Origin of the sequence: Tibeticola sp., from assembly GCF_022759015.1 — a bacterium.
Classification (GTDB): domain Bacteria; phylum Pseudomonadota; class Gammaproteobacteria; order Burkholderiales; family Burkholderiaceae_C; genus Tibeticola; species Tibeticola sediminis.
In genome coordinates this window covers 1-10,258 of the sequence record NZ_JAEMQB010000097.1, presented here as the reverse complement: position 1 = coordinate 10,258, position 10,258 = coordinate 1, and the positions used below count along the sequence as shown (strand labels likewise).

General features: G+C 68.7%; 9 protein-coding genes. 7 read left to right on the top strand and 2 right to left on the bottom strand.

All coding sequences use genetic code 11. The features are described 5' to 3' along the window. Positions 1–357 precede the first annotated feature (357 nt). The 6 genes from JHC36_RS05970 to JHC36_RS05945 are packed head-to-tail and all read left to right on the top strand — an operon-like array spanning position 358 to position 6,800. The gene (locus tag JHC36_RS05970) at positions 358–1,128 is read left to right on the top strand and encodes a class I SAM-dependent methyltransferase (protein ID WP_287917053.1); all 771 of its coding nucleotides are present in this window, start codon (positions 358–360) and stop codon (positions 1,126–1,128) included. A 10-nt stretch (positions 1,129–1,138) separates the two neighbouring features. Next, positions 1,139–3,037, top strand: a complete 1,899-nt coding sequence (gene tfpB / locus JHC36_RS05965) for a type IV pilus assembly ATPase TfpB (protein WP_287917051.1) — start codon at positions 1,139–1,141, stop codon at positions 3,035–3,037. Between the two features lie 38 nt (positions 3,038–3,075). Beyond that, positions 3,076–3,525 carry a tripartite tricarboxylate transporter TctB family protein gene (locus JHC36_RS05960; RefSeq protein WP_353846124.1) on the top strand — a complete coding sequence of 150 codons (450 nt, stop codon included), beginning with the start codon at positions 3,076–3,078 and terminating at the stop codon, positions 3,523–3,525. A gap of 10 nt (positions 3,526–3,535) precedes the next feature. Further along, positions 3,536–5,059 carry a tripartite tricarboxylate transporter permease gene (locus JHC36_RS05955; RefSeq protein WP_287917045.1) on the top strand — a complete coding sequence of 508 codons (1,524 nt, stop codon included), beginning with the start codon at positions 3,536–3,538 and terminating at the stop codon, positions 5,057–5,059. Next, complete coding sequence (locus JHC36_RS05950) at positions 5,059–5,982, top strand: DMT family transporter (protein ID WP_287917042.1); 924 nt, start codon at positions 5,059–5,061, stop codon at positions 5,980–5,982. The genes JHC36_RS05955 and JHC36_RS05950 overlap by 1 nt, the downstream gene beginning before the upstream one ends. A gap of 11 nt (positions 5,983–5,993) precedes the next feature. Beyond that, on the top strand, positions 5,994–6,800 hold the full coding sequence (locus JHC36_RS05945) for an SDR family oxidoreductase (protein WP_287917039.1): 807 nt from the start codon (positions 5,994–5,996) through the stop codon (positions 6,798–6,800). Between the two features lie 71 nt (positions 6,801–6,871). Here the strand turns inward: JHC36_RS05945 and JHC36_RS05940 are convergent, their stop codons facing one another. After that, the gene (locus tag JHC36_RS05940) at positions 6,872–7,771 is read right to left on the bottom strand and encodes a DMT family transporter (RefSeq protein ID WP_287917036.1); all 900 of its coding nucleotides are present in this window, start codon (positions 7,769–7,771) and stop codon (positions 6,872–6,874) included. Between the two features lie 87 nt (positions 7,772–7,858). On the opposite strand from JHC36_RS05940, the gene JHC36_RS05935 reads away from it, so the two are divergent. Beyond that, the gene (locus JHC36_RS05935; protein ID WP_287917034.1) at positions 7,859–8,842 is read left to right on the top strand and encodes a quinone oxidoreductase family protein; all 984 of its coding nucleotides are present in this window, start codon (positions 7,859–7,861) and stop codon (positions 8,840–8,842) included. A 97-nt stretch (positions 8,843–8,939) separates the two neighbouring features. Here the strand turns inward: JHC36_RS05935 and JHC36_RS05930 are convergent. After that, positions 8,940–10,258, bottom strand: a 1,319-nt coding sequence (locus JHC36_RS05930) for a DUF1501 domain-containing protein (protein ID WP_287917031.1), incomplete at its 5' end; no start/stop codon positions are given.

Below are 10,258 nucleotides of genomic sequence, written 5' to 3'. Positions count from 1 at the left end.
CGCGTGCTCGCGGCGTTTCCCCGGCCTTTGGAGTCGCACCGCCTGCCCTCGACCAGCCCGGCCAACGCGAGCTGGTCGTTCGAACGCAAACTGGCGGCTTGGCGCGCCGTGTTTGCCCGTCATGGGCTGGTATAAGGCAACGCTGAACAAGTCCCTCGCGCGTCGCGCATCCCGGCTGCGGGCGGTCTGCTTCGTTGCAAATCCTCGCCATAGCTGCGGCTATGGCTGCGGTTTGTGCCTCGCATCCCATCCCGCGGCCGGGCGCGTACCATCGCAGGAACTGATTCAGCGTTGCCATAAGAGCAAGCCTGACCGAGCAACGCTGACCCTGTTGACCTTGATCCCCTCCCTGTGTTCATGACCACGACCCGACGCGGCGCCGCCCGAGCCGAATTGCCCGAGGTGCATTTTTCCGATTTCGATGGGGTGCGCTGCCTGCACCTGGGCACCGATTGGGTGCAGGGTGCGATGCGTATCGACGATCCGTTTGCGATCGAACTCGAATACGTGCAGCGCATGATGGCCTGGCTGCTGTTCGTCGCGCCCGAGAGCGTCTCGGCCCGGCATGCGATGCAGCTCGGGCTGGGCGCGGGTGCACTGACCAAGTTCTGCCATCAGCGGCTGCGCATGCGCACCACGGTCATCGAGCTCAACCCGCAGGTGCTGCACGCCTGCCGCGGCTGGTTCAAGCTGCCGCCCGAGGATGCGCGGCTGAAGATCGTGCTGGGTGACGCCGCGCAGGAGATCCGCGATCCACAGTGGCTGGGCAGCGTCGACGCCTTGCAGGTCGACCTGTACGACCACGAGGCCGCCGCGCCGGTGCTCGACGACGAGGGTTTTTACGCGGACTGCCGCGCCTTGCTGACCGAGGATGGCTGCATGACGGTCAACCTGTTCGGCCGTGCGTCGAGTTTCGAGCGCAGCGTGCAGAAAATCGCCGCAGCCTTTGGCGCCGAGGCGCTCTGGGCGTTCAAGCCCACGCGGGAAGGCAACACGGTCGTGCTGGCCCAGCGCACGCCCAGCCGCCCGCGCCGCAGCGCCCTCGAGGCGCAAGCCGAGACGATCCAGACCCGCTGGGGCCTGCCCGCGCGAAAATGGCTGCGCGTGTTCAAACCGTTCGAGACCTGAAGCCCTCCCCATGACCTCGCCCGCTGCTCCACCCACGGCTCGTTCGAACGCGGTTCCCGAGGGCCCGCTGGACTGGCGCCGACTCGTGCAGTGGGCGGCCGAGGACGGGCTCATTACCGCCGAGGAGGCCGAGCGCACCGCCTCGCGCTGTGCCAAGGCCGAGAGCGCGCAGCACCCGCTGGTGCGGCTGGCCAGCGTCTCGATGCGCCGCGCCAGCGACGGCCGCGCGCTCGACATCGAAAGCCTCACGCAATGGCTGGCCGCGCGCGCGGGGCTGGCATATCAACGCATCGACCCGCTCAAGGTCGATGTCGGCAAAGTCGCCGATGTGATGAGTGCGAGCTACGCCGAGCGTCACCGCGTGCTGCCGGTGCAGGTCGGGCCGCAGGAGGTGGTCGTCGCCACCGCCGAGCCCTTCCTCAGCGACTGGGTGGCCGAGGTCGAGCGCCATGTGCGCCGGCCGGTGCGGCGGGTGCTGGCCAACCCGACCGAGATCCAGCGCTACACGGCCGAGTTTTATGCGCTGGCGAAGTCGGTGCGCGCCGCGCAGAAAACTGGCGGCAACGCGGCCGCCGCCAGTTTCGAGCAGCTCGTCGAACTCGGGCGCACCAACCGCGCGCTCGACGCGAACGACCAGGGCGTCGTCCAGGTGGTGGACTGGCTTTGGCAATACGCGTTCGACCAGCGCGCGAGCGACATCCACCTCGAGCCGCGGCGCGAGCACGGCCACATCCGCTTTCGCATCGACGGCGTGCTGCACACGGTGTATCAGCTGCCGGTTGCCGTCATGGGCGCGATGGTCGCGCGCATCAAGCTGCTCGGCCGCATGGATGTGGTCGAGCGTCGCCGCCCGCAGGACGGGCGCATCAAGACCCGAAGCCCCCGTGGCGACGAAATCGAGATGCGTTTGTCGACCCTGCCCACCGCCTTCGGTGAAAAGCTCGTCATGCGCATCTTCGACCCCGACACGGCGGTCAAGGACCTGCCCGCGCTGGGCTTTTCGGAGCACGACGCCGAGCGCTGGGAAGCACTGACCGCGCGCGCCCACGGCATCATTCTCGTCACGGGGCCCACCGGCAGCGGCAAGACCACCACGCTCTACGCCACGCTCAAACGGCTGGCGACCGATGCGGTCAACGTCTGCACGATCGAAGACCCGATCGAAATGGTCGAGCCAGCCTTCAACCAGACGCAGGTGCAGCCGCAGCTCGACCTCGGCTTCAGCGAAGGCTTGCGTGCCCTGATGCGGCAGGACCCCGACATCATCATGGTCGGTGAAATCCGCGACGCCGAGACGGCCGACATGGCCGTGCAGGCCGCGCTCACCGGCCACCTCGTCTTCAGCACGCTGCACACCAACGATGCGCCCAGCGCCATCACGCGGCTGATGGAATTGGGCGTGCCGCCCTACCTCATCAACGCCACGCTGCTCGGTGTGCTCGCGCAGCGCCTGGTGCGCACGCTCTGTCCGGCCTGCAAGGTGCGGGCCGACGACCTGGCGCGCTCCGAGGTCGAGGCTTTCGTTCGGCCTTGGCGCATCAATGGGGGGTTTCGGCCGTATCGGCCGGTCGGCTGCGTCGACTGCCGCATGACCGGCTACCAAGGCCGGATGGGTTTGTACGAGCTGCTCACCGTCAGTGAAGCGTTCAAGTCCTGCGTGAGCCAAGCCCAACCGAGCATCGACGCCCTGCGGCGCCAAGCGGTCGCCGGCGGCATGCGGCCGCTGCGGCTGGCCGGCGCGCTGCGCGTGGCCGAAGGACTCACCACCATCGAAGAAGTGGTCGCGGCAACGCCACCGATCGATTGGCGGCCGACGGACGCGCGCGCCGCCACGACCCCTTCCACCGTCACCACCGAGCGGGAGGCCCCATCTTCGCCCGCGTCCTTGCCGGAATCCAAGGGTGCGTGAAGATGCGAGGGAATCAGCAAGATTTTTTTGCCGGGCTGATGTTTTCGGTCGCGGGCGGCGCGTTTGCCTGGGGTGCGCGCAGCTACCCGATCGGCACGGCAGCCCGCATGGGGCCGGGCTACTTCCCGCAATTGCTCGGCCTGCTGCTGGCGGGGCTGGGGGTGATCATCGCGCTGCGCGCCTTCATGGCCCGCGGCGAGGGCTCGGGCGCGGACGGCCGCATCGGCGCTTGGGGATGGCGGCCACTGGTGTTCATCCTGCTCGCCAACCTCGTATTCGGGGCCTGTCTCGGGGGGCTACCCGTGATCGGGCTGCCGCCGCTGGGTTTGATCGCGGGCGTGGTGCTGCTCACGCTGGTGGCGCGTCTGGCCGATGGTGAATTTCGCCTGCGCGAGACGCTGATGCTCGCCGGGGTGCTGGCATTCATGAGCTGGGCGACCTTCGTGCTGCTGCTCAAGCTGCCTTTGCCGGTGTGGCCCGTGTTTTGAGGGGTGTGGGATGGATGCGCTCTCGAACCTGTACGAACACCTCGCGCTCGGCCTCTCGGTAGCCGCCACGGCGCAAAACCTGTTGTATGGCTTCATCGGCTGCTTGCTGGGCACGCTGATTGGCGTGCTGCCCGGTATCGGGCCGGTCGCCACGATTGCCATGCTGCTGCCCGCGACCTACGCTTTGCCGCCGGTGGCCGCGCTCATCATGCTGGCGGGCATTTATTACGGCGCGCAGTACGGCGGCTCGACCACGGCGATTCTGGTCAACCTGCCGGGCGAGGCCTCATCGGTCGTCACCGTGATCGACGGCTATCAGATGGCGCGCCGCGGTCGGGCCGGCGCGGCGCTGGCAGCCGCCGCCTTGGGCTCTTTCTTTGCGGGCAGCGTCGCGACGTTGGTGTTGGCCGCGTTCGCCGCGCCACTGACCGAGCTCGCCTTGCGCTTTGGCCCGGCCGAATACTTTGCGCTCATGGTGCTCGGGCTCATCGGCGCCGTGGTGCTCGCATCGGGCTCGCTGCTCAAGGCCATCGCCATGGTTCTGCTGGGCATGCTGCTCGGGCTCGTGGGGACGGACGTCAACTCGGGCCTGCCCCGGTTCACGTTCGACATCCCCGAACTCAGCGACGGCATCGGCTTCATCGTCATTGCCATGGGCGCGTTCGGCTATGCCGAAATCATCGCCAACCTCTCGATCCATGCCGATCAACGCGAGGTGTTCACGGCGCGGGTCACGCGCCTGTGGCCCACGCGCGAGGACTGGCGGCATCTGGTGCCCGCCATCCTGCGTGGCACGGGCATCGGCACGGTGTTGGGCATCTTGCCGGGCGGTGGTGCGCTGCTCGCATCGTTTGCGGCCTACACGGCAGAAAAGAAAACGCGGCTGCAGCCCGGTGAGGTGCCGTTTGGCGAAGGCAACATCCGCGGCGTGGCCGCGCCCGAGTCGGCCAACAACGCGGGCGCGCAGACCTCGTTCATCCCGCTGCTGACGCTCGGCATCCCGCCCAACGCGGTGATGGCGCTGATGGTTGGGGCGATGACCATCCACAACATCCAGCCCGGCCCGAACGTGATGACCGGCAACCCCGAGCTGTTCTGGGGCCTGATTGCCTTGATGTGGCTCGGCAACCTCATGCTCGTGGTGCTCAACCTGCCGATGATCGGTCTGTGGATACGCCTGCTGGCCGTGCCCTACCGCTGGCTCTATCCGGCCATCGTGCTGTTCTGCGCCATGGGCGTCTACACCACCAACAACAACACCTTCGACGTGTGGATGGTGGCGCTGTTTGGCTTCATCGGTTATGGCTTTCACAAACTCGGCGCCGAACCCGCGCCGCTGTTGCTGGGCTTCATCCTGGGCCCGATGATGGAGGAGTATCTGCGCCGCGCCTTGTTGCTCTCGCGCGGGGACTGGAGCGTCTTCGTCACGCGCCCGATCTCCGCGGGTTTGCTGATCACGGCCGCAGCCTTGCTGCTCGTCGTGATCGTTCCCGCCATACAGGCCCGCCGCGCGCAGGCCTTCGTCGAAGACTGATGCGCCAGCCTCCCTCGGGCGCACATGCCCGCCCCGCCGCCGATGGCCGCTTGCTGCCGGGCCTGCTCCTGGCCGCGCTGGGCGCCATCGGCTTCAGTGGCAAGGCCATCATCGTCAAGCTGGCCTATCGCTATGGGGTCGATGCGGTCACGCTGCTGATGTACCGCATGTTGTTTGCGCTGCCGTTGTTTGCTGCCATGGCCATTTGGGCGGGGCGGGGGCGGCCGGCGCTGTCGCGCCGCGATCTGCTCGGCGTGCTGTGGCTGGGCTTCACCGGCTACTACCTCGCGAGCTTTCTCGACTTCGCGGGCCTGCAATACATCAGCGCCTCGTTCGAGCGGCTGATTCTCTACCTCAACCCAACGCTCGTGCTGTTGCTGGGCTGGCTGCTTTACGGCCGCAAGGTGCAGCGCCATCAGGCCATCGCGATGGCGGTGAGCTACAGCGGCGTGCTGCTCGTCTTCGGGCACGAGGCCAGCCTGCAAGGCCCCAATGTCGCGCTGGGTGCCGCGCTGGTGTTTCTGAGCGCGCTGAGCTATGCGCTGTACCTCAGCTACAGCGGCGAACTGGTGCAGCGGCTGGGCGCGCTGCGTCTGGCGGGCCTGGCCACCTCGGTGGCCTGCGTGCTGTGCATCGTGCAGTTCCTGCTGCTGCGTCCGCTGTCGGCCGCGCAGGTCGCGCCGCCGGTGATCTGGTTGTCGCTGCTCAACGCCACCGCCTGCACCGCCGCGCCGGTGCTGCTCGTGATGATGGGCATCGAGCGCATCGGCGCAGGGCTGGCGTCGCAGGTGGGCATGATCGGACCCATGTCCACCATCCTGATGGGCGTGCTGCTGCTGGGCGAGCCTTTCAACGGCTGGATCATCGCCGGCACGGCGTTGGTGGTCGGCGGAGTGTTTCTGGTGACGCGCCGCAGGGCGTGAGGAGGATCGAGATGGATTTGGGGCTTGCTGGCAAATGGGCGCTGGTCTGCGGCGCGAGCAAAGGGCTGGGGTTCGGCTGCGCCCAGGCGCTCGCGCGCGAGGGCGTCAACCTCGTCATCAACGCACGTGGGGCCGATGGTCTGATCGAGGCTGCTTCTAAATTGAGAGCAGAAAGTGACCGGAACAAGCCGGCAAAGCTGCTGTTTGTGCCTGCGGACATCACCACCGATGCTGGTCGTGAGGCGGTCTTTTCCGCGCCGGGCGGGCCCGGGCGCGACTTCGACATCGTCGTCACCAATGCGGGCGGGCCACCGCCGGGCGACTTCCGCAGCTTCAGCCACCAGGACTGGCTGCGCGCCGTCGAGGCCAACATGCTCACCCCGATCGAACTCATCAAGGCCACGGTCGACGGCATGGCCGCGCGGGGCTTTGGCCGCATCGTCAACATCACCTCGAGCGCGGTCAAGGCACCGATCGACATCCTCGCGCTCTCCAACGGCGCACGCAGCGGCCTCACCGGCTTCGTGGCCGGGCTTGCGCGCTCGGATCTGGCCGCGCGCGGGGTGACGATCAACAACCTGTTGCCGGGCAAATTCGACACCGACCGCCTGCGCGCCACGCTGCAAGCCAGCGCAGAGCGCAGCGGCCGCAGCCTGGACGCGGTCGTGCAGGCGCAGATCGCCCAGATCCCGGCCCGCCGCTTCGGCACCCCCGAAGAATTCGGCGCCGTCTGCGCCTTCCTCTGCAGCGTGCATGCGGGCTACCTCACCGGCCAAAACCTCTTGCTCGACGGCGGCGCCTACCCGGGCACCTTCTGAGCCCAACTGCGCCCCGGCACGCGCCCATCGCGTGCCACCGTGCGCGGCCGCACGGGCGCTCGGGCCGGTTTTCAGCGCCGCGAAGACACCACAATGCCCGCGACGATCAGCCCGAAGGCCAAGGCGTGGTACAGGTGGGGAAGTTCGCCCAGGAACGCGGCCGAGAGCACGGCCGCAAACAGCGGCGTGAGGTTGGAGAAGAAGCCCGCCAGCGCCGGCCCAGCGCGCTCGACGCCCTGGCCCCAGCTCCGGTAGGCAAGGACCGCCGGGCCGACCGCGACATACAGCAGCGCGGCCACCAGCGGCCATCCCCATTGAATGTGCGCGTCGGTCAGCGCCCACTCGGCCGCCGTGAACGCGCCCGACCACACCAGACCGTAGAGCACCTGGGCGAGCAAAAACGCCGCCCAGTCGCGCCGCAAGGCGTCGGGCTCGGCGCGGCGCGACAACAGCCAGCTGTACCAGGCCCAAGACAGGGTGGCGAGCAGCATGAACACATCCCCCGCAACCAGCCGCAGTTCGAGCAGGTGGCGAAGTTCGCCGCGCGAGAGCACCACCAGCACACCACTCATCGACAGCGCCGCGCCCACCAGTTGCGCGCGCGTCACCCGCGCGCCGAAGAACAAGGCCCCAAGCGCCAGCATCCAAAGCGGCATCGACGATGCCACCAGCGTCACGTTCAGCGGCGTCGAGGTCTGCAGCGCCAGATACTGCAGCGCGTTGTAGCAACCCACCCCCAACAGCCCCAGCAGCGCAAACCGCCGCCAGTGGGTATAGAGCCCGCTGGCTGGCCGCAGCACCCAGGGGGCGAGCGGCATCAGGATGAGGGCTGCACCCAGCCAGCGCAGCAGGTTGAGCGTGATCGGCGGCACGAGCTCATGCACGAGCCGTCCCACCACGGCATTTCCCGCCCACAGCAGCGGCGGCAAGGTCAGATAGAAGGCGGTGCGTGCATCGAGTTTTTGCGGCATGGGGCGGCACTGTAGCCGGTTCGCGCGTGCAGCGCTGGCGCGAACGTGGCAGGATTACCTTCTCGCTTTGTTCTTCGAGGAATCCTCATGACGCTTGCCGTGCAGATCGACCAGTTTGGTGGCCCAGAACAGATGAAGCTCGTCGACGTGGACGTCGGCGACCCTGGACCGGGCGAGGTGCGCATCCGCCACAAGGCGATCGGGCTCAACTTCATCGATGTCTACCACCGCACGGGGCTCTACCCGCTCAGCCTGCCCGCGCGTCTGGGCATGGAAGGCGCGGGCATCATCGAAGCCGTCGGCGAGGGGGTGACGCATCTGAAGCCGGGGGACCGCGCCGCGTACGCCAGCAACCCGCCCGGCAGCTACAGCGAAGTCCGCGTGATGCCCGCGACCTGCGTGGTGCGCCTACCCGATGCGATCGACTTCGACACCGCCGCCGCCATGATGCTCAAAGGCCTGACCGCGCAGTACCTGCTCAAACGCACGCGCCCGGTCGAAGGCTTGCAAAGCGGAGACTTCGTGCTGTTTCATGCCGCCGCCGGGGGCGTGGGGCTGATCGCCTGTCAGTGGGCCAAGGCGCTGGGCCTGCAGCTCATCGGCACCGCGGGCAGCGACGAGAAGTGTGCGCTGGCGCTGGCCAACGGGGCGGCGCACGCCATCAACTACCGGCGCGAGAACTTCGTGCAGCGCGTCCGGGACATCACCCAGGGCCAGGGCGTCAAGGTGGTCTACGACTCGGTCGGCAAAGACACCTGGGACGGCTCGCTCGACTGCCTGCGTCCGTTTGGGCTGATGGTGAGTTTTGGCAATGCTTCGGGCCCGGTGCCGCCGTTCGCCCCCGCCATCCTCGGCGCCAAGGGTTCGCTCTACGTCACGCGGCAGACGCTTTTTACCCACATCGCCACGCGCGAACGCACGCAGGCCATGGCCGACGAATTGTTCGAGGTGGTGCAAAGCGGTGCGGTGAAGATCCACATCGCGCAGCGCTTTGCGCTCCGGGACGTGGCCGAGGCGCACCGCGCGCTCGAGTCGCGCCAGACCGTGGGCAGCACCATCCTGACGCTGTGAAACGTTCGCCCCAGCCACGTTGGCGGTGCCGGGGAATGGATGATCGGACACGCGCGGCGGGCGCCCCCGCTGGGAGCCTGTCGGATTTGAGGCGTCGTCAGCCGCGCATCAGGCCCGCCAGCGCGGGATCGGGGCGGTAGCCTGGGAACAGGCGCTGGGCCTGGGTTTCGTCCAGGCCCGCGATGCGGCCGAGCACCCGGGCGAACACCGCGCGGAAGTCGTGGTGCACCGGCAGGTCGCGGCCCTCGTGCAGCGCGCTGGCGGCCAGCCCATCCCAGCGGCCGTGCCAGCGCCCGCCGGCCACTGCATCGCCCATCAGCCACAAGGCATTGCCGTGGCCGTGGTCGGTGCCGCGGCTGCCGTTTTCGGCGGCGGTGCGACCGAACTCGCTCACCACCGCCACCACATCGTTGGGGCGGTCGAAGTCCTGCCGCAGTTGCACCAGCGCTTCGGCCAACGCGGCGAGGTTGTTGGCCAGCGCGCCGCGCGCAGCGCCCTGGTTCGCATGCGTGTCCCAGCCGCCGGCCGAAAGGAAACCCCAGCGCATCGCGGGGTCGCGGCGCATGAGCGTGCCCAGGTGTTGCGCGTCGAGCCGCAGACCGCGCACAGGCCCGGCGCCGTTGTTGGCGGCCATCATTTCGCGGCGTGCGCCGTCCACGCCGTTCGCCCCCGGAGCCATCATGCCCGGGGCCATCTGCGCTGCAGCGCCGGGTTCGGCCGCGGCCTGCGCTTGCGCCAGGGTCTGGCTGGTTTCGAGGCGGCTGTCGGCGCCGGCGCGAAACGCTTGCGAGAGCGCATCGTTGCCCGCATACAGCCGCAGCACGGCCGCGCGCGAGGCATCGGCCCCGACCACACCGGCGCGGGTGGCGGCCTGGCCGCGCGGCACGAGTTGCACCGGGGCTGCGCCGGCGAGGATGAGCGGGTTGGCTTCGCCGACGCCGAGTGCGCGGCTGCCGGGGTGTTCGGCCGCGAGGGTGTTGAGCCAGCCGTCGTGTGCGCTGCTGCGTCCCGGTATGCCCACTTCCCAGTGGTGCTGCGCGTCAAAGTGCGATCGTGTGGGGTCGGGTGAGCCCGCGCAAGGAATGGCCGCGAGCACACCGGCCTGCCACAGCGGCAGCAGCGGAGCAAGCGCCGGGTGCAGGGCGAAGCGTTCGTCCAGCCGCAGGGCGGCCTCGTTGCCCGCGCCGGGCGCGGGAATGGCAATGTTGGGCCGCAGCCGCGCGTATTCGGGGTCCGACCAAGGCACGAGGGCGGAGAGCCCGTCGTAGGCACCGCGCAGGAACACGACGACCAAGCGGCCATCTGCGGCGGCGGCCGGAGCGCCGGCGGAGGCTGCCTGCGCGGCCTGCGCGGGCAGCGTCAGCCAGGCGCCGACGCCGAGCAGGCTGGCGAGCAGACCACGGCGGGCGGGGTTGG